Source organism: Deltaproteobacteria bacterium, assembly GCA_016930875.1.
Classification (GTDB): Bacteria; Desulfobacterota; Desulfobacteria; order Desulfobacterales.
This window is the reverse complement of sequence record JAFGFW010000066.1, coordinates 1-20,270: the sequence shown is the minus strand read 5'-3', so window position 1 is coordinate 20,270 and position 20,270 is coordinate 1. Positions and strand designations below refer to the sequence as shown.

Here is a 20,270-nt window from a genome sequence, read left to right as displayed (position 1 = left end):
GACGTCATCTAACCATTTGCTATCAATAGAAAATCAAATTTTGTTACGTATACCTGCAATGAGGCTGGGTTTTTGAAAGTTCCCATTTCTTTTCGGTTTCCTTTTGAAACCATCACGAATGACGGCCCCCCGGACTTGACAGTTTCCCCAATTTCTGATAGATATCCGACCGTAACCTGTTATTTTTTCAATATATAGTGGTAAGAGATCCTCAATTACCCCTCCCAGCGGACACCTGCCATATCTTGTTGCATGACAGTTAACCGGTTGCAGCCAACAAGACTGGTGCCCTCTTGATCCCGTCCCATTCCACTTCCTTCAACCTTAAAGTACACAACCTCGGATACCACGCTGTTTAGTTAACTGATGGAAATCAATATTGCTATAAAACAGGCTAAAGCGTGACATTTAGCCTGTTTTTGAACTTAGAGTCATCATTAGTAAGAAACAGTCAGTATTCGTAATAATTCAGTCAGATTGTCTGACATTCGAAAAAAGATTGACAGCAATGCACTTTTTATGCTAGTAATTACAAAAACGAACGTTCTGACAAGGGAACTTACCAAGGAGGGGCCAAGTCGTCGAGATTGACGCCTCTTTTTTTCGGACGTTAATTATGTCATCGAAAACAGAATCACAGGAGGACAATCATGAAAATGTGGCTATTTTACTCCCTTCTTTTTCTGAGTGTAACCGCATGGACAGCGTTTGCCGGCAACGCCCTCTCAGAAATGACAGAAGAAAAAACCGGTATCTATACCTTGGGCGAGGTGTTGGTGACAGCGGAAAGGCAGTTTGTGGAATCTGTCGGGACCGTTCGAGAGATTACGACAAAGGATATTGAGGGTAAGGGGGCCAGAACGCTAGATGAGGCCCTTGAACTGTTGCCTGGGTTGGACATCAGAACCGGGGCAGAGGGGGTCCCCCGGGTGGATCTGAGAGGTTTTCGTTCAAGGCACGTTCTTTTGCTATTGAATGGCATTCCCTTGAACTCCACCTTTGATGGACAATTCGATTCCTCTATCATCCCAGTGGAGAGCATTGCCAAGATCAAAGTGTCTTACGGCAACCATTCAGTCCTGTATGGCCAAGGCGGGCTCGGTGGTGTCATTAACATCATCACCAAAAAGGGCACAGAAGGCATCCGGGGGATGGCTTCCGTGGAGGCCGGGGAGGAAGATAGCCATCTGGGCCGATTCAGTCTTTCAGGTGCACAAGAAAAAGCAGACTTCTTTCTCAGTGGAAGCCTATTTCAAACGGATGGATTTCCCTTGTCTCATGATTTTGATTCTACACCTGTAGAAGACGGCGGTTTGCGGGAAAATAGCGATAAGGAAAGAAAGAACTTTTTCGCCAACGTGGGATTTAACCCTAGTGAGGACTGGCGCTTGGGTTGCGTGTTTAACTATCTTGGCGGTGAGTTCGGCGTCCCCCCAAGCACCATAGATGATCCTACAGACATATTTGCCAACAGACCCAAATTCGATAGGGTAGAAGACTATGACGGTTACTCCGGGCAATTTTCTATAAGCCACGATCTGTCCGGCCCCCTGGATATGCGGGCGTGGTTTTTTTTTAACCAGCTCGACGAGCAGAAAAACCGGTATGATGACAGCAACTACGACTCCATGGACGATCCGACCGTCAAGGGGACGTTTGAACAGGATAGCACAACAAAGATCCAGGGCGGGACGCTACAGACAAAATGCGATCTGAAATCCGCAGGCCTGTTGACCCTAGCGCTCAGCGCTGAAAAGCAAGGGTATGAGTCCAAAGGGAGAATCAGAGATGTACAGGTCGTTGCATCCGGCGGCGGTGGTGGCGGCGGTGGTGGTGGAAGTACCAGTTCGACCACCTACGACGTGAGACATTTCGAAAGCGACAGGGACGTCAAGGTCTACTCGGCCTCTGTGGAATACGAGGTTTCGCCTTTGTCGGATTTTGGCCTGGTCTTGGGATACGGCCACCACTGGTTCGAGAAGGACGAAGGTGACAACGATGATGCCGGCAGCTTTCTTGTGGGAGCCTATTATGACCTCTTGGAGGACACGAGGCTTAAAGGTTCTGTGGCCAGGAAAATCAGATTTCCTTCTATCAGACAGCTCTATGACGAAGATGGGGGCAATCCTGATTTGACGAAAGAAAAATCTTACAATTATGAACTCGGCCTAGAACAGGAGCTTCCAGGGAGTTCAGTGGTCAGCCTCACCGGTTTCATCATCGATGCGAAGGACTACATAGAAAAACTTCAGCAAAACGATCCGTTCCAGAACAATGATGAATACCGCTTTGAAGGATTCGAGTTAACGGCCGAGACCCATTTCGTGGAAAACCTCCTGTTGAGAGCCGGCTATACCTATATGGAAACCGAAGACCGGTCTTCAGGAACAGAAAAGGACGAGCTTCAATACCGCCCGACAAATAAGGTGACCTTTGAAGCTAAGTATTCTTTTGATTGCGGATTTTCCCCTTACATCAATGTCATGCATGTGGCCGACCAGTACTATTATTCCAAGAACTCTCCTTTGATCAAGAGAGAGCTGGATGACTACACCCTGGTCAATGTAAAGCTTGAGCAGGTCCTGCTGGCCGGCCTATTGCGCCTGTACCTTGGAGCGGAGAACCTTTTTGACGAGGATTATGAGGAAAGCTACGCCTTTCCCCAGGCTGGTCGAAGCATTTATGCCGGGATAGACATGTACTTCTGGTAGGGACTTAACCTATTCTGAGGGGATGAACTCTCCTTCGCCCATGGGTGAATTCATGTCTGGTGGATTTTACTAGGGGGAGCATGAAATAGTTCGCGTCATCACAGGGCTATGGTTCGAACAGTCTTGTAAACGTTGAACAAGAAGCCGTCAACGTGCGAACCATATGGTGCTCCCTGTCGTATGTTCACTGATGACGATCATTAGGCACTGTTGGCATAAGCATCCAAGGCGTCCCATAGCACACGTGCTCGTGGGTCCTGCCTGACAGCTCTCGGGTTCTTCGGCAGCTTCTTTATTTTAGCTGAAAAATGGAGATAAAGGCTTTGGATGCTTTGGTTTTGTCTTCCGTAAACCCCGCAGTTATTAAAGAGTTTCCAAAAATGTCCATCGTTCGGACGCGGGTTTCCCAGTCCTTATCCAGGATGACCGGTTTTGAGCAAGGGGACAAAATGCCGGATTCGAATGTCATCTGCTGAAGGAACCCTTTCCATTTCATATGGTCATTCTGGAGGGTTTCCAGACGTCCTGCGATTATCAGACCCCCGGCGAGTCCGGGCAGCCGTTCCACCACCCGTAGTCGTGTAGAACCGGTTCCAGTGAAACGGTAACGGGAGATCAGGCGCATATCCCTGTTATGGGTTTGCCAGATATCCAGCAGGGCATAAGCTGTGTCACCCTGATCGATGCGTCCGCCAAGAACCAGTTCCGGATGAGCGTCTCCGGTCATGTCTGTGGCCATGGCATACCGGTACCGACAGGTACCGAGGTCGTTCAGTTGTTTCCAGATCAGGGTTTTATCTGAAAAGACAGCAAAGGCGGCATGTTCGACGTCGTTTTCAAGGGTCCGACCGGCGGCCACAACCTCCGACGCGCCATCTCCGTTCATGTCTCCGGCAGTCAAGGCATTTATTCGCAGCCGTAAGGTGTCTAACCGGTCAGTATTGAAACCCTTTATTCTGGCAAGGTGCCCATGTTCGCCAATGGAAAAAACCTTGATGTTGGCACGGTCCCGGTCTTTGTGCCCTGAAAACCCACCATAAATGATTTCATTTTTTCCGTCTCCATTCATGTCGGCCTGAATGAGAGGGTACCCATGGGTATATGAGGTGTCGGGATCCGAAAACTCGATGCTGTCTACTAGGTTGAAAGCGTTATGATAGACATACGAACGGATAAAACCCACCTCCCGGTTTTCCGGGCCGGCTTTCCCATTGACGACGATAAGGAATCGGTTCGTTGATGGCTGTTTGATGCAGACCAGAGAACGGATCCGGGTTTTACCGGTATTGCCATCGGGGCCACCACGGAAAACCTCCCGGGCAATTTCTTTATAGTTACCGTTAGTTATCGAAAATGCGATGATCAGCGCATCAGTCCGATTGTCCTGGTTGATCTCTCCGGCAGCAAGCAGATTCAACTGTCCTTCGGGCAGAAGATTCATGGCTTTCACGGAGTAAAACCGCATGCTTGGAATCTGAATGGAAACAACTTCATGAAATGCATGGGCTGGCACATGGAAACCCATCATCGCAACGGCAACCAGGAACATTTTCTTCATTGTGTTATCCTCCAAGGGGAAACCGTAATTTGGTCTTGCTTGAACTTTTTAGAGTATACTGGAAAAAGCAGTGGATAGCATCCCTTTTCTTTCAAGATGGACGGATAACCTCCGTATTTGAACCGGAGTAATCATCCAACTTTTTTCTAAAACTAACTGCAATTTTGCTCTAAATACTCTATTGCTGAAATTGCACTTAGTTTTAGGAAAAAATGACAAAATCCGTCTCCCCACCCGTGCGCCACGACATCTCTAACCCCTCATCATCTCTATAAAATCATCCATCACAGGGCCAGCATTAGTCGCCTATGTAGCCACCAGAATCCCCTATATCTTTTTTTTCCTATCTATCTGTCCCCCTATACCCATTGTGACAAGCATACCTGAAAAGGTGTACTAATGATGTCCGCCATCTGAATGACCGCCTGAGATAACATATGTTGCTTCTGAATCAGAGGCATTTTCGAGCCAGACGGTTTCATCTCCTCTGAGGTGAATGGCCTGCCCCTCTTTAACTACTCCTTCAGTGTAACCGGTAACCACAAAATCACCCTTGATTGCAAGAAAGAGTTCTTCATGACCTTTACCTGGTTTCAACGCCCTTCCCTTGTCATGGGGTTTCATGATGCCGTAAATCATATAGCATGCATGGCTTCCTGTTTGTTCTGCGCCCAGGATGTATTCACCAGAGTCGTCAACATTGCCTTTGACATCGAAGACTGTCATGTGATGCCTCCATTTGTCTCGGAATTGGCGTGTTCCCCTCTGGCCGTTAACGGACCAGCAGCGGTTCCGGGTTAGGGTATGCTTTAGGGTGATTGCTCTTCATGTTTTTGCGAGCCGTATAGGGCGCACATGACCGGGTCTTTGCCCAGGGGGCTTTCCGCCCGAAATCGACATCCTCCTTTACACTCCAAAAGATAGGGACAAGAGGCACATTCGAGTTGGCTTAGCGGAATAGGCTTCATCCGGCCCCAGGAAATCTCGAGTCCCTCTTTCAACGACCCCAGGGGCGTTTCCTTAAAGAAGCCGCATTTTAGAATATCTCCTTCAGCCGTAATAGTGCACAGATGATACCCGCACGCAAAAGGTTCGTCTGTGCCGTGATAACTTCCCCCCGTGGCATATTTCAAAAAACGCGCCCCTGCTTCAGGCGCCACCGAAAAATCCGGATTCTCAACAAGCCGGCCTGTGGCACAGGGCACATCAATGTTCCATTCAACGACCCCCAATTTCTCAATCCAGTCGGACAGGGCATCAAATTCTTTCAGGTTGTGGCGATGCACCATGGTGGCAATGGAAAGGGGCATATTGTTGCGTCCGGCTGCCTCGATCCCGCGCATCGTCTGCTCGAAGGTTCCAGGGCCTCGTATGGCGTCGTGACCCTCTTTAAGGCCGTCCAGGCTGAATTGAATCTCGTCGAAGTGACACCAGTCAGAATAATTTTCTTCGGTGATCAGTGTCCCGTTGGTAAGAAGAACCTTTCTGACCGCATAACCGGGCAGGGCCTCGTTTAGAGCCGAAAGATCAGGATACAGCAATGGTTCTCCGCCTGAAAAGAGCATCCTGAGGCCCTGCATCTCTTCGAACTCTTCCAGGACGGATAAGACCTGAGACAAGGGCAGCTCCGCTTTTTTCGGCTCCCCAAGGTAACAATGTCTGCATTTCAGGTTGCATCGGCTTGTCAGTTGAAGTTCGAGATATCTCAAAGAAGGCGCCGGAGAGGGCCTGAGAGTAAAATGACGACGACTTTGACGGGGTCCAATGACAACGAGTTCTTCCTTCAGACAGATTTCAAGGAAATCCTTATCTACAGGAAGTTCTGAAAAAAGGCGCCTGCCGTCGCATTTTGTTAAGAAGTCAAATCCCTTTTGATCCACCTCGTACAGTTCGTCGTTTCTTATGTCATAGACATATGGCTTTTCAAGATGCTTAAGCGCACAATTTGGGCTCAAGGCAACGAATGCCTCCTTGGGGATCAATGACTCGAGAAACGGGTCAGCAATTGCGGAAGGTTGTTGAAGAACAAGGTCGGCGGCAATGTATCCTCCACAGGGGAGAGGCTGGCCTGTATGCTCGGGATCTGTAAAATCACATCCATCAATCAGGAAATCACAATATTGGCAGAGTGTATGGTGGAGGAGGTGATGATACTGGTCTTGTAAGGGGTTGTTGTGCTCTTGGGGAAAATATTCATTTGCGGGATGAGATTCAATGAAATCGTGGAATGCCTTAAAGCCCTGACACGCCATCTCTTCCTTCTGGCCTGGTTTGTAATAGGAGCAGTAGCGCTTGCAGACGAGTTCCACGACTGAAGTTGTTTTGTGATTCACTTTTGCCTACACGGATTGAGGAAGGCAAAAAACCAGACCTGGCGGTTAAAGGTCTGGCTTTTTCACGTCATTGGATCAGCAAGAACTTTTACATTTACAAAGACCCTTTCTGCACTTCTGTACCTTTCGAACCTTCATGGTAACCCCCCCTCTTCTGAAAAGTTTTGTTGCGTTCATCGCAACAGTTGAAAAAGACATTTATCACTACATGTCACATTAATAACAACAACACCGGCAATGTCAAGGGGCGTGATGGGAATCAGTACATATTCTAGCGGCGCCCCCGCCCCCAGGGGAACCTTGCCTCTTCGACAGGCCCGGCACCTTGCAACACGGCATCTGCAGCGCTGTGCCCGCTCGCCATGGCCATGGGAACACCGCCCATGAAAAGAGCTGAATATGCCTGGTATCCGGCCATGTAAAGCCCATGAACAGGTGTTCGTACCAACTCAATTGGCTGATAATCTGAGTTGTCCTCATAATCCCACGACCACCCCGCAACTGCCCCCTCACTCCTCCCGCCCCGTTCCTCAAAGGTAAGCGGTGTGGCCACATCCATGACAAGGACCGCGTGCGGCAGACCTGGAAGCAAATTCGCTATTTCCCGGACCAGGGCTTGCCCGAGTCGCATCTTGTACCCGCCGTAGGCAGGCATTCTCCGGCCTTGCCCCTGCCGGTATCTTGCAAAATGAGCATATTCGGCTTCCGTACGAATCACGATCACCGCTCCACCTTCGGGCGCAAGCATTGGATCCTCCCTGCTCCAGAGGCTTACTTCCAATTCCTGGCCGGCCATGGCTTCGGGGTCTACCTCTTTAGCAAGCCAGTCGGGCTGCCGCGCCTGGCGCGAACTGGCATCGCTTCTCCTGAAGATGAGTCGGCTTGCCTCGGAAAAGGCTGAAAGATCAACCCTGCTTGTATTCACGCCAAGGCAAACCTGAAAAATGGAGTTGGTCTGTTTGGCCTTTCTTACAGCACGACACCATTCATCCGGCAAAACCTCCGGGTTCATCAGACCCATAAAGGTTGTCTTGTAATCGGCGTTAGAAACAACTGCGACCGCATTAATCTGTGAGGCGTCTGACAGGGTTACCCCGGAAACCCTTCCGTTACTTACCCTGATTTGCTTTACCTCTACACCAAGCCTGATCTCGCCGAAACCTCCATACTTTTCCGATCCAGTGGTTGCTGCTTTGGCCAACCTGTGGCACAAGGACCGCATGCCTCCCTTTGGGTACCATATCCCTTCCCTTGTCATAAGGTTCCACATGGCAGCAAGAAGCGGAAGGCCAGTATAGGGTTCCCTGGTGCCAAGGCTTCCCGCGATCCTGCGCAACCTTCGGTCCTTGATCAACCCATGGAGATAGTCTCGCGCCGGAGTCCTTGCCGCCTTCTCTAGGAGCGAGCGGTTGCTTTCTTGGCCGGGAAACTGCATAGCAGAAAGGATCTGTTCCATGTCCTGGAAAAACCGCCCTATGCCGTGCGTATCACCCGGAAAGAGTCTTTTCATCTCTTCCTTTATGTCGCCAAAGGGGAGTGAAAGTGGTACGATTACATCAAAGGCCCTGATTTGGTAGTTGATACGATGAAACTCGAGGTCACTGCCCTGGCCCAAGGCAGTGAGGGTGTTGCGAACCAGTCCTGGCGTGCTGAACCCGAGAGGTCCCATTGGAAAAGTAAAGCCCTTCCGGGTGTACGCATAAGCAGTGCCACCGGGATGCAAACTCTTCTCTAGGACCAGAACTCGCAGACCGGCCTTTACCAGCCTGGCTGCAACCGAAAGCCCCCCAACCCCGGCGCCGACGATAATTCCATCCCACTGTTTGGACATAGTAATGAAAACATATCACAGCCCAAGTGACAAAAAAAGGACTTCGGTGCGACTTCTAATGAAGGGTATTCATCTAATCATCATACTAGATACTGGTTCACTTTTACTGAAAATGTGATAATAAGATCAAATATGGTAAAATACACTGGCATTAACCACCTGGCAATGGCAACCAGAGACATAGATGCGACCATCCGCTTCTGGCGTGATCTGCTCGGCATGCGCCTCGTAGCGGGTCTTGGACGGCCCGGATACAGGCACTATTTTTTTGAAATATCAGAGCACGACATGATCGCCTTTTTTGAGTGGCCGGAAGTAGATAAGGCCCGGGAAAAGGATCACGGCGTACCGGTCAGGGGTCCCTTTGTCTTCGACCATGTCTCATTCGAGGTAAGCAATGAGGAAGACCTCTGGGAGCTGAAAGACCGACTGGAAGCCTCTGACATCTGGGTCTCCGAGGTCATTAATCATGGATTCATCCACTCAATCTATAGCTTCGATCCCAACAACATCGCCATCGAGTTCAGCGCCACCGTAACGGATGTAGATATCAGGAAACACCCCAAGATGAGAGACAAGAATCCCACCCCTGTCGCCCGGGAAGGGCCCGAGTCTCAACCCGGACATTGGCCTGAAAAGACAAAACCCACGCCGCCCGAGGAGCGTATGGTCTATCCCGGAGAGGGGATGGTTCTGGTGGAAGATGACGACACAGGGAAAAACGATAATACCCGGCGATAAACTTACATCCTTGCCCTGGAAAAACCGCACCCCCTATGAGGCTCGGTATAATCTCCGATATTCACGGAAACCTTGAGGCATTCAAACAAGTTTTAGCAGACATTGATCAGTCTGAAGTAGACGACGTGGCATGTCTGGGCGACAATATCGGCTACGGCCCCGAGTCGGAGGAGGTCGTCAAGCTGATTCGGAAGCGAAATATCCCCTCCATCATGGGGAACCACGAACTGGTCATCGTCGATCCGAAATACTTGGTTGAGATGAATCCCGTGGCCAGAAGATCCTCAGCCCTGACTCTTGATCTCCTTTCCTCTGATACCATTGATTATATCCATGGGTTAAGACCATCCATGATCTTTCATGGGGCTTTATGCGTACACGGCTGTCCCCCCGACTCTATTACCACTTATCTGATTGAACTCTCCAATCGGCAACTCAGGGGACTCTTTCTGGCAATGAAAGAAAAGATATGCTTTGCGGGACACACCCACCTCTTGGAGGCTATCACCTTTCATAGAGGCGAGGTGAGACGAGTCCCCTTAGGAAAAGGTTCTGCTACCCTTCAAGCAGGGCAACAACACATTATCAACGTAGGAAGCGTCGGGCAGCCCAGGGATGGAAATAACAACGCAAAGTATGTTATTTGGGATACCTGCGCCCGGAAGATCGAGGTGAGGTTTATTCCTTACAATATTGCTAAAACGGCAAATAAGATTCTTGAACTCGGCTTTCCGGATTATAATGCGACACGTCTCTGGTAGATTCTCTCCGTAGGGCTTTTATATGAAACAAATCGGCAAGTATGAAGTTTGTGGTCTCCTCGGTAAAGGCGGCATGGGTACGGTCTACAAAGTGCGTATGCCAGTCGTGGGCAAGGTTTTGGCGTTAAAGCTTTTTCGGCCCCACCCCAATCTGGTCACCCTTCTAGGTGAGGAGGAGGCCAGGAGGCGCTTTGTCGCGGAGGCCATTACGATGGCAGGGCTCAGACATCCTAACATTGTGGCCATATGGGATTTTCATGACTCCGAAGACCTCACCTTCTTTGTTATGGAATACTTTTGCAATAATCTGGGTCTCATTATCGGCGAGACTTACCGTGTGGAAGAGCCTTCTCGGATAGTGAGCGTTGACAAGGCTATTGACTATACCCGCCAAATCCTTGTAGGCCTGTCTCGTCTTCACCAGGCAGGGATCATTCATCGCGACATTAAGCCTTATAACATCCTGGTTACCGACCAGAACACAGTCAAGATTACTGATTTTGGTCTGTCCAAACTGCGGGGCGAGGACTTTGGTGGGCCCAGCAACCTGATGGTGGGCTCGCCTTATTACGCGGCACCCGAACAGGAAAAAGACCCAAATCAAGTGGATGCCCGTGCAGATCTTTACCCTGTGGGAGTAATGCTGTACCGCATGCTGACCGGGGAACTGCCTATTGATTCCGTCAAGAGGCTCGACCAGTGCAATCCGGACCTCGATGCAGATTGGGATAACTTCATCCTGGAGTCCATATCAGAGGATCAAAACAATCCCTTTGCCGGCGCCAAGGAGATGCTCGAGGCGCTTGACCATCTACAGATTGCCTGGGAAAGGAAAAAAGAGAAAGCCTGCCGGATGCCGACAACCGTTTTATCAAAAGATGCGATGCCCGCAAATTACAACGGACAAGCGCCCCGCAGGGAAAGCATCAAGGTAAGACCAGGCCATGCACAGAGGGCGTTCGGCATAGACGCCCGGTGGCGTCCGATCCGTTACGTCAACAATGATTTTCAGGCCAACGTGGACGGTACTGTAAAGGACAAAGTGACTGGACTGACCTGGCAGAGGGCCGGTTCGGATTATCCCGTCACTTGGCATGAGGCTAACGGCTACATTGAAGAGTTGAACAACAAGCCGTTTGCCGGCCGTACCGACTGGAGGTTGCCCACGATGAATGAACTCATGTCGCTACTGACCGAAGTTCCCCGAGCAAGAGATCTTTGTATTGAGCCCATATTCGACCAGAACGTGAGGTGGCTCTGGAGTTCAGATCGATGCTCATTTGTATCAGCCTGGTATGTCAGCGTGGATATGGGCTATATCTCCTGGCAGGATTTCAGTTGCTACTATTTCGTCAGGGCCGTTTCGTAGGAAGCCCGCATTAAACGGCAAAGTATAAAGTTCCAAATTCAAGCTCCAAGTACCGCTTTCGGGGTTTGGCAAATCCTGAAAAATGAGATTGACGGGAAGGGCGAGAGCTGATTTGTTTTTTTTGTCTCGGTTATGTTTTTTAAGGCTTTTTCAGAAACTCGTCCGGGTCTTTCGCCAAGTCGTCCACCTGCCGCTCCGGGAGAAGGAAAGGATAGTCACTTCCAGAGGAAACGGCGGGGTAGTTCTCGGTCTCCTTCCGGGTTTTGGCAAAGATGGACAGGGTGTGCTCTTCCACGCCCTTTAACTGAATGGTATGGATAGGGCTCATGAAGTCTTGCTTTTTCATGTCATTGATGAATTTTTCACATTTCAGGTTGGAAAGGGTGGTGAGCAATCTGTCCAGTTTGCTATTATTCGCCCTTGTGCCGTCAGCAGTCTGCCAAACTGTTTCTACTTTCGGTGACGGCGGAGTCTCGCCGTCACCAGGTTGACCGGAAATGACCTCCGATTGCACCTCTCTCCGGCCAAATGCCACAACTTGCCGGCCCTTTGTCATGCGTATCTCCTGGATTTCGCTTTTGTCAAAAGACAGGACGGTTTTGTCGCGGAGCTTATCCACAGTCTGCTCAAATTTACTTCTGAAGTTCCCTCGGGCGTGATAGACGCGGTCGTCATTTACCAACTTCACGAAGGTATGGCGGTAGGATGTGGCTGTTTTGCCTACTTCAAAGTCCCGTGCAGTCGTGTCCCCGGCCCATGCCTTGACAGTAATCTTATTGTCGTCATCCAGGTTGAAACGACTGTAGTTCTTTGACTCCGACACCAAGGCGGTCACGGTAAGATCCTCGATAACCTCCAGCATCTGTTCCACCCTGTCCGTATCAGCCACGTATCCCTCCGGTGCAATGTGCCACTGGTTGTCTTTTTTCTCTAGAATAACCGAGGTGTCCGGTGTGGAGATCTCAAGCTTTGAGATGTCCGTTTTAGCAATCTTCGACGACTTCGGCAGCTGGTAGTGGGTCCTGTCGGGGCTGCGCGAAACCAGATACAGGGACAGCGCCAGTATGGTGGCGGCAAGTATGATGTACTCTTTCTTATTTTTCATGGTCGTTTTCCCCTATTTCTGAAACATCATCTGGAGCCTTTTCTTGCGGGAGTGCCTGAGGAACCAGACCAGAAGACCAAAAAGGACCACAAACAGGGGAAGCCCCGCAATATTGAAGAATTTAACAACGGTTTTGGTCCCCGCTCCCGGGTCATCCAGGGGATTGAAGCGTTGCTCTTTACTCCTCATAACTGCGATTTCTTCCCGCTTGTTCAGGTAATCCAGTACATTCATGATAAACATGGCATTGGGGGTTCTGCCTTTTTCATCCAGTACATTGTCCTTGAGCATCTCAGAGGACGCAATGAGAAATATTTTGCCGGCATTTCCCCTGGAGAGAATCTCACCTTCGGTCTCGATTTTGGAAAAATCAACGTCGGTTTTTCCGTCGGCCGATTCTTGCCGGTCCTTGTTTTCGGAATCACCGTCGGCCGATTCTCTCTCGGGAATAGGTTTTCCGGCAAAATAACTGGGAAATTCCCCCTCTAAGATATATGCCAGGGGTACGCTTTGGAGCTTATCATTCGATTGCGGCGGCCGGATAAACATGGGGTTAAGATTTATCCTTCCGCTCATTTCCCACGACTTTTCCGATGAGGAAAAGACCTTGTAGGTCTTCAGCCCGTTTTTCTTGATCCGTTCTTTATTCAACTCTAAAGGAGAGATCTTTATCGCAACCAGCCCCTTGATATTGCTCATGAATTGCAGGTCCTTGTTTATGAACTGATTCTTTATAATAGGGGCAAAATATATGGCTCTCTCACCTCCGCCGAATTGTGCGGGAACTATCTGCTTGTAGCAATTTTCGTCCAAAACATAAGACTGCTTGATTCCGACGCCGTAATGGTCCAGCAGTTTCTCAAGTCCTGTTTTTAGAGGCACATACGAGGGCCCCTGGTTAAAGGACATGCCCCGCTGATTGGGCGGCATAACCTCGTTAAAGGTGTCCAGAAACAAGGCCAGGCTTTTTCCTCGCATAAGAAACTGGTCGATTTGAAATAGCTCGTAATCGGTAAAAGGTTCGGTTGGTCGGGCTATCATCATGCACTTGAGGCTTTCTGGAATAGTGTCGTCCTTCAAATTAACACTCTTGATAGTGTAGTTTTGTGATGTCAGGGCCTGGAAGTTGGATAGGGTCTCCTGATTTTGTTGCCCCATGGGACCGGTCGGTGGTGTGCCCCAGAGTTTCAGTGTGCCATGGTCGGCCAGATAGCCCAAGTCTTCATTTATGTCGATTAGTGATTCGACACTCTTATCGATGACCTCTTCCATTTCGCTCATCTTTGCCAACTCATAATGCTTTCCTATCAGAGGAATCCGCAGGACACGGATCAGGGGGATTTCCACCGCTTTGTCTCCGTACTCCATCACAAGACCGACGGCGCCTTGGCCCGGTTGGATTTTGCCACCGGAAAGAGCCGGCCATTTCAGGTTCATGATATTGTATTTTTTAGACTCCGCCTCCGAACCCTGATATTTTGAGGGGTCCAGATATTCGAATGCGAGCTTTCCATAGTTCTTGTCATTGAGCTTTTCTACGATCTTTTCCAGCTTAGTCGGAAGTTGAGGAAGATCGTTCAAACGCATATACGGCGCGACGACTTTAAGGGAAGACGAGAGAAAAAGCTTGACCCGTATCTTATTCGGTAATCTCAGGAGTGCGCTGACTTTGTTGTTCAGTTTCCGGATGGCGGTTGTCAGCTCGTATTCCAGCCCGTCCGTGGCCGTAATCGTGGGAATGCGTTCAATGATGTCCCCGTGAATCAAAACCAGGCCCATATAAGCCTTCTGAAATTTGACCTCATCTTTCTCCACAAGCTGGATCTGGACAGGATGTATTCCGTAGTTGTTCGCCAATTTCTGGTTTTGCTCGGTTTCTTGGCTGATTTCTCCCTCGTCAGGGCTGACGTCATAAAAGCGATAATTGAAATGCTGGTTGGCATAGACGGAATATTCCTGCAACAGGTCGTGGAGATACCGCTCTGTATTGTTGTGAGGCGCAGGAAGGTGCTTGGTAAAAAAGACATTGATAGTCAAGGGCTCTGAAAGTGTGGACACTACCTCGCGGCTTGCTTCGGAGATGGAGTAGATCTTATTTCCGGTCAGGTCCGCTCTGAAAAAAAAGGTAATGCCGGCTATGTTGACAAGGACGATGACAATCAGGTAGATGAAGAATTTGGCGTAATTTTTCCACATATTCTTAAGGCCCATCCCGGTTCTCCTTAATCCTTGTGACGCATGGCGAGGTGTGCACCATAAAGACTGACAAAACTGACGCTCAAGAAGTACAAAATGTCACGTGAATCGATAACGCCCTTGGAGATGTTCTCAAAGTGAAAGTCCGCTCCCATGTACTCTAAGACTCCCAATAGTGATTGGGGCAGGAAAAAAAGCATCTTGTCAACCAGCGTCAGGCTGAAGCATATAGCCATGCCGATTATAAAGGCAATAATCTGGTTCCGGGTCAGCGACGAGGCAAATAGCCCGATGGCAGAAAAGGCGGCGCCCAGTAGAATTGCGCCGATGTATCCACCAACAACCGGTCCCCAATCGAGTTCGCCAAGAAAAGAGACGGTAACGGGATATGCCAGAGTAGGGATCAGCATGGCTGACACGAATGCCGCGGCAGCCAGGAATTTGCCCAACACCACGTCCAGAAATGTTACCGGCATGGTAAGCAAAACCTCGTAGGACCCGACATTCAACTCCTCGGAAAACAACCTCATAGTGATGGCTGGGACAATGAATGAAAAAGTAAGGGGAAGCAGGGCAAAAAAGTTACGGAGATTTGCCTGATTATAAAGAAAAAAGGTCGTGAAAAAAAACCACCCGGTTACCAAAAGAAAAATTGATATGACAATATAGCCGACGGGGGATATGAAATAAACCGAGAATTCCTTCTTAAAGATATGTCCAACCTGTCGCATATCAGTTCTCCTTTGTGAGCTCGCTGAAAATGCTTTCCAGGGTTTTCGTTTCCTGGTGAAGTCCCACCATGATCCAGTCAGTCTGTTTGATTTTTCTGTAGATATCAGCCCTTAGATCTGAAGTAGATTGGCACGTGAGCCTCACGTTCAAAGTGCCCGCTTCTGCACTCACGGGCGCAATGTCCGAAACTCCATCAACGCTATAAAGGTCCTTTTTGACCGATTCGAGGTCTGCGTTCTGAAGGGAAATATTGATGACGTATTCTCCGCTAGCGGCCTGCTTGAGGGTTTCCGTGCTGTCGTCTGCAACGATTTTACCACGGTTGATGATCACAATCCGATCGCACGTGGCTTCGGCTTCACTGAGAATGTGGGTCGAGATGATAATGGTCTTTTCCTTCCCGATCTGCCTGATGATTTCCCGGATTTCAACGATCTGATTGGGATCCAGACCTGAGGTAGGCTCGTCCATGACCAATATCTCCGGATCATTCATCATGGCGTGGGCCAGGCCAACGCGCTGCTTGAAGCCCTTGGAAAGTTCGCCAATGGGTTGGTGCATGACCTCGTTGAGGCCGCACATGTCAGCCAGATGGCGAATCCTGGGGAGTTTTTCTTCCCTGGCAAGGCCTCTAATGTTTGCCACGTAGTCCAGGTAATCATAGACCAGCATTTCATAGTAAAGGGGGGCTGATTCAGGGAGGTATCCCAGGAGTTTCTTGATCTCAAGGGCATGTTCATCAATGTTGTAGTCTTTAACGCGAATGCTGCCGGAGGTTGGTCTGAGAAAACCAGTGAGCATACGTAGCGTCGTGGTCTTGCCGGCGCCATTGGGGCCTAACAGTCCCATGATTTCGCCCTTCTTGACGTCAAGGTTGATCCGGTCTACTGCACACAGAGCGTCATAGTATTTGGTCAGGTTTTCGACATGAATCATGCCTTTGTCCTCATACATTGAAAACGGGGTTCTTTGTCTTGCCGGGAACCCTGGAACGGGCCAGGCAAATGTCAACAGGTAACTCTTTGATATACCTTACATAACTTCAGTTTCTCGCAAGGGATTATAAGCACTTTCGTTGGCTTGTCAAGACTCCTTGCCCGTGCTCAGACTTCCAGATCGGCGGGGAGATGCCATGCTTGATGGAAACACCGGGGTGATTCATACGTCTCCTAATTCACGATTTATGCATTGATGCCCTTGAAAAGACGTCGAGAAAAACCTCATTGGGAATCCCGATTCATTCCGAACTTCTTACGAATCCGTCAAGACTAAAATGAAGTGGAGATATTGAAAAGCAGGGAACCGTCCTTGTATTTGGGGCCCCCTACGATAATGCTGCCGTGGTTGAGGAGTTCGATCACGGTTTCAAATATTTCCTTCTTTCTTTTCATGATCACAAGTCGGAGTTCTACCCTGTTTCCTCTTGCTCCCATGGGGGTGATCTTCAGCAATCTGTTTCCCGGCAGTGAAACCGTACCCGTCTCCTTCATGGGAAGATCTATGGCGTCCTGGCTGAGGAGTACCGGAAAACGGATTGCAGTTCCTCTATGAGGCTGGACAGACCAGGATCAGAGTATTCGGCCCCCTGAGAGGTCACGACGGTTTTTACAACGACATGTATCTTGCGCTGAGCCCTGCTTGGGGTCGCCGGCATCCCCGTGACAAGAACTAACAAAAACAACAGATTGACTTTACTGAATCGCGTTATTTTCACCACCCGCAATTACAGTTTTATAAAGACCTTGCACCTCCTTGAGTACGAACACGACCTGAAACTAAGTCCCTGACAGGGTTAGATTACTACGTATGGCATCGCCATCAGAAGCGCCGTCTATCTCAACCTCTATCATAAAGACGCGTTCATCCGGAATCTCTCCCTGCTGGATCAGATGACCCTTGATCTGCCTTGCCCGCTCTTGAGCGAGACGCCGCAGGGCGATTTCATCAACCGCCATGTTTCTGATTAATCGTTGCTTGGCGGCAGCAATGAGAACCCGGGGTTCGATAGGTGGCCGTTTTGCGGGTTGGCCGTCAGTCTCTGGAGACGATTCCAGGGCGCCTGAGGCCACCGCCTCATCTGTGGCAGACGCCCCCGACTTAACTGTAAACAAGGCTTCCGGGCGCTCTGCAAATCTGTCAACATAGGCCTGAGTTATAAGACGGCTGTGGTCATCATCAGAGAGCGAAACTTCTTCGGCGTGGACAGGCCCTTGCACTCCGGCAGCTCGCAGCTCTTCTAGTCTCGCGTGTTTGAGCTGACTTAGCAGTTGTGCTTCAGCCAGCGCCTCCCTGTCGTAGCCGCTGTCTGCAGCGCCTCGTATTTCAAGCCGAAGGTTAGGTCGCTCGTGGAGCGCCTCAGCCAATTTATCAAGTTTATTCATCTGCCCCGCGCCGAGCGCAGCACTGCCAAATTCAAACTCCACAAAACTGAGCTTTTCACCATCTCCCCCTATGAGACCACCCAGGATGGCAAAGGGGAAGGTGACGATCTTGGTGATCAGATTCACCAGGGCTCTCGCTATAATACGGCCATAGTTGAACTCAGGGTTATTGAGATCGCCGCGCACCGGCAGATCAATGTCAATCCTCCCATTACGATCCTTTAGCAGGGCTATAGCGAGCCTGACCGGTAGTTTTGTGGCATCGGCGCTATCTATGCGCTCACCCAGGGTGAGTCGATTTAGAACGATTTTATTCTCCCCAACAAGCACATTTTCCGACAACTTGTACTTGAGATCGAGTGACATCTTGCCCTTTTCAATGGTGTAACCCACAAACTTGCCGGAATAGGGCGTTAAGGTGCTGAGCTCCATGTTCTTAAAGGACAACGCCACATCAGCGTAAGCCTCTGGGCTCAAGGCGTTGATCTGCCCGGCGATTCTTACCGGCGCGTATTCATCCACCTTACCTTCGATCAAGACATCAGCCCGTGCCGAAGGCTCTGAGGAGAGGCCTTTTATGGTTCCGTTCAGACCTTGGATGCCAGTGGCAAAGTTTGGCTTCATCCATAAGTCGGCAAAATTAGCCGAGCCGTTTTCAATGCGCACCGCATCGATGGTGACTGGCATCACGGCCCGCCCCTTTGCATCAGCATCATGGGCGCCATCATCATCCTGAGTAGAAAACACCCTGGTCAGATTGACCGTTTTGTCAGGCCAGATGATTATCCTGGCATATGGCTGATTGGCCACAATCTCAGAAATGCTCAGCTTGTCAGGCTCAATATCAAGCAACAAACCATTAAGCGCAAGGGATTTCCACTTCAGGAAATCCTCGGACTGCAATCGGTTGACAGCCTCAAAGCTGTCGACACTCACGCCGCCCCGGTAGCGCATTTCCGGCCCATGGCCATCCTGGCTCCGATACTTGAAGTCACCTTCAAGGCTTACTGTACCGCTAACAAGGTCAAGCTTGGCAACAGCATCCACATATGACTGAAAGGGCTTCAAGGCGATCCGTGCAACTTTCAAGGCGAACTCGGTGGATACCGGGTTGATGCCGGCCAGCCCTTTGAGCTCCACGGTTCCTGTTTGATTGACTGTAAGGGCGAGTAGAACCTCAGCTTGCGAATTCTTCTGATTACTAACGTTTTTCAGGTTCAAGTTTACCTGCTCCAGAGTCACACGGACCGGTTCAGCCAGGGTGCGGTCTTCCAGCGTCACTCCGCAGTCTTCCAACGTCAGTTCATTAACAGTGATTTGCCAGGGTTGACTTTCGGCTCCTGATTGATCCGGGGTCCCGGATGATTCCTCAGCCTTATCTTCAAGGCCATCCATTGCAAGCAACGTGTGGTAGTTTAGGGTCCCATCAGGAGCGAGCCATCCCTCAACACCGGCGCCGCTGGAGCTGACAGAAGCAAAGACGGCTCGCTTATTGGGAAGGTCTATGTCAGCGCCACTCACGGAAAACAAGGGCACTGAGATAAGCGTCTTATTGATGCCTTTCTCGGCCAGCGTGAACTCATTCAGTTTCAAGGCCCCGTCAATCAGTTTCAACTCGAAGGTCTTGCCGCCGGCAGCCACATCGTACCGGGCAGCCAGGTTGATCGACCCGCTGTGCACTTCGAAACGCACCTGATCCTGAAAGTATTTCCATAGCGTACGGGCCGTTATGCCGATAAGCGCAAAGCGCCCCTGGGAGCGAAGAGGATTGACCGAAAAGTCGCCTTCCCAACTCAGGACCCCCCCCTCTCCTGTAGTTGCAGTGAAGGCGTAAGGACTCTCACTATCCTTTCGGGTGCTGAAGTTATTAAACGTGAGCCCAATGGGAGACAACTCAGTTTCAAAGGGCGTGGGTCGCGACAGATCGCTAAACGCCAGGCGACCCTGTTCGACCTGCAGTCTAAAGATGACAACGGGCGGCAACTCATCGCTTTCATCCGGCGTGGATTCTGTTGCCTCCCATGAGGTGAGAAGGTCTGAAAAATTCAGGCTACCGTCAGGCAAGACCTTAATACGTCCATCAGGTGCGATCAAACGAATCTCATCAAAAGTATATGCTCGGCGCAAAATTGAGGAAAGCTGGAAATTGACATAGAGTTCTTCAAAACTAAAAAAGCGCTCGTCGTCCGGCTCATTCAATTGAAAACCCCTCAGGGTTGCCGAAAGCGCAAACGGATTCACCCTGATTTGGCTGACCGTAGCCTTTCTATCAAGCTGCTCAGCTATACCTGATATCAGATTGGACTTGAGAATCGAGGGGGCAATGAGAAAGCCAAAAATGGCATAGAGCACCACAAAAACGGCGGCGATGACCACCCCCTTTTTCGTACGCGAAAATCCGGCGCAAGACAAACGAATGCCCATCAAGGAATCTCCTGTTCTTTTGCTTCACAGGATTGAAGATTCCCTGCAGCAAGCTGCAGGGAATCTTCGACCGTAGGGAACGCTGCCATTTTATAATTCGCTCGCTAACCCCGCAGCAAGCTACGGGG

At 50.0% G+C, this 20,270-nt stretch carries 14 protein-coding genes; 4 read left to right on the top strand and 10 right to left on the bottom strand.

Annotation, left to right across the window (positions count from 1 at the left end; translation table 11 throughout):
• Positions 1 to 650: 650 nt before the first annotated feature.
• On the top strand, positions 651 to 2,711 hold the full coding sequence (locus JW883_06705) for a TonB-dependent receptor (protein ID MBN1841956.1): 2,061 nt from the start codon (positions 651 to 653) through the stop codon (positions 2,709 to 2,711).
• A 292-nt stretch (positions 2,712 to 3,003) separates the two neighbouring features.
• Here the strand turns inward: JW883_06705 and JW883_06700 are convergent, their stop codons facing one another.
• The 4 genes from JW883_06700 to JW883_06685 all read right to left on the bottom strand — a co-directional run bounded on the left by JW883_06700 (position 3,004) and on the right by JW883_06685 (position 8,433).
• Complete coding sequence (locus JW883_06700) at positions 3,004 to 4,269, bottom strand: hypothetical protein (GenBank protein MBN1841955.1); 1,266 nt, start codon at positions 4,267 to 4,269, stop codon at positions 3,004 to 3,006.
• A 396-nt stretch (positions 4,270 to 4,665) separates the two neighbouring features.
• Positions 4,666 to 4,995 (bottom strand): hypothetical protein, encoded by a 330-nt coding sequence (locus tag JW883_06695; GenBank protein ID MBN1841954.1) that lies wholly within the window; start codon positions 4,993 to 4,995, stop codon positions 4,666 to 4,668.
• Between the two features lie 83 nt (positions 4,996 to 5,078).
• On the bottom strand, positions 5,079 to 6,602 hold the full coding sequence (locus JW883_06690; protein ID MBN1841953.1) for a radical SAM protein: 1,524 nt from the start codon (positions 6,600 to 6,602) through the stop codon (positions 5,079 to 5,081).
• A gap of 271 nt (positions 6,603 to 6,873) precedes the next feature.
• A complete protein-coding gene (locus tag JW883_06685) occupies positions 6,874 to 8,433 on the bottom strand; it encodes an NAD(P)/FAD-dependent oxidoreductase (protein ID MBN1841952.1) in 1,560 nt (519 codons plus the stop codon).
• Between the two features lie 132 nt (positions 8,434 to 8,565).
• On the opposite strand from JW883_06685, the gene JW883_06680 reads away from it, so the two are divergent.
• From JW883_06680 to JW883_06670, 3 genes are read left to right on the top strand one after another with little or no spacing between them, the layout of a single operon-like run.
• Positions 8,566 to 9,174 carry a VOC family protein gene (locus tag JW883_06680; protein ID MBN1841951.1) on the top strand — a complete coding sequence of 203 codons (609 nt, stop codon included), beginning with the start codon at positions 8,566 to 8,568 and terminating at the stop codon, positions 9,172 to 9,174.
• Between the two features lie 35 nt (positions 9,175 to 9,209).
• Positions 9,210 to 9,935, top strand: coding sequence for a metallophosphoesterase (locus tag JW883_06675; protein MBN1841950.1), 726 nt, complete (start codon positions 9,210 to 9,212; stop codon positions 9,933 to 9,935).
• 22 nt (positions 9,936 to 9,957) lie between these two features.
• Positions 9,958 to 11,304: a protein kinase gene (locus tag JW883_06670; protein ID MBN1841949.1), complete on the top strand. Its 1,347-nt coding sequence runs from the start codon at positions 9,958 to 9,960 to the stop codon at positions 11,302 to 11,304.
• 139 nt (positions 11,305 to 11,443) lie between these two features.
• Here the strand turns inward: JW883_06670 and JW883_06665 are convergent, their stop codons facing one another.
• The 6 genes from JW883_06665 to JW883_06640 all read right to left on the bottom strand — a co-directional run bounded on the left by JW883_06665 (position 11,444) and on the right by JW883_06640 (position 20,142).
• Positions 11,444 to 12,409 carry a DUF4340 domain-containing protein gene (locus tag JW883_06665; protein ID MBN1841948.1) on the bottom strand — a complete coding sequence of 322 codons (966 nt, stop codon included), beginning with the start codon at positions 12,407 to 12,409 and terminating at the stop codon, positions 11,444 to 11,446.
• 12 nt (positions 12,410 to 12,421) lie between these two features.
• Positions 12,422 to 14,620 (bottom strand): Gldg family protein, encoded by a 2,199-nt coding sequence (locus JW883_06660; protein ID MBN1841947.1) that lies wholly within the window; start codon positions 14,618 to 14,620, stop codon positions 12,422 to 12,424.
• 11 nt (positions 14,621 to 14,631) lie between these two features.
• A complete protein-coding gene (locus tag JW883_06655) occupies positions 14,632 to 15,336 on the bottom strand; it encodes an ABC-2 transporter permease (GenBank protein MBN1841946.1) in 705 nt (234 codons plus the stop codon).
• A gap of 1 nt (position 15,337) precedes the next feature.
• Positions 15,338 to 16,273, bottom strand: coding sequence for an ATP-binding cassette domain-containing protein (locus JW883_06650; protein MBN1841945.1), 936 nt, complete (start codon positions 16,271 to 16,273; stop codon positions 15,338 to 15,340).
• A 332-nt stretch (positions 16,274 to 16,605) separates the two neighbouring features.
• On the bottom strand, positions 16,606 to 16,827 hold the full coding sequence (locus JW883_06645; GenBank protein MBN1841944.1) for a hypothetical protein: 222 nt from the start codon (positions 16,825 to 16,827) through the stop codon (positions 16,606 to 16,608).
• A 285-nt stretch (positions 16,828 to 17,112) separates the two neighbouring features.
• Entirely contained in the window at positions 17,113 to 20,142 is a 3,030-nt protein-coding gene (locus tag JW883_06640; GenBank protein MBN1841943.1) for a DUF748 domain-containing protein, read from the bottom strand.
• Positions 20,143 to 20,270: the final 128 nt, after the last annotated feature.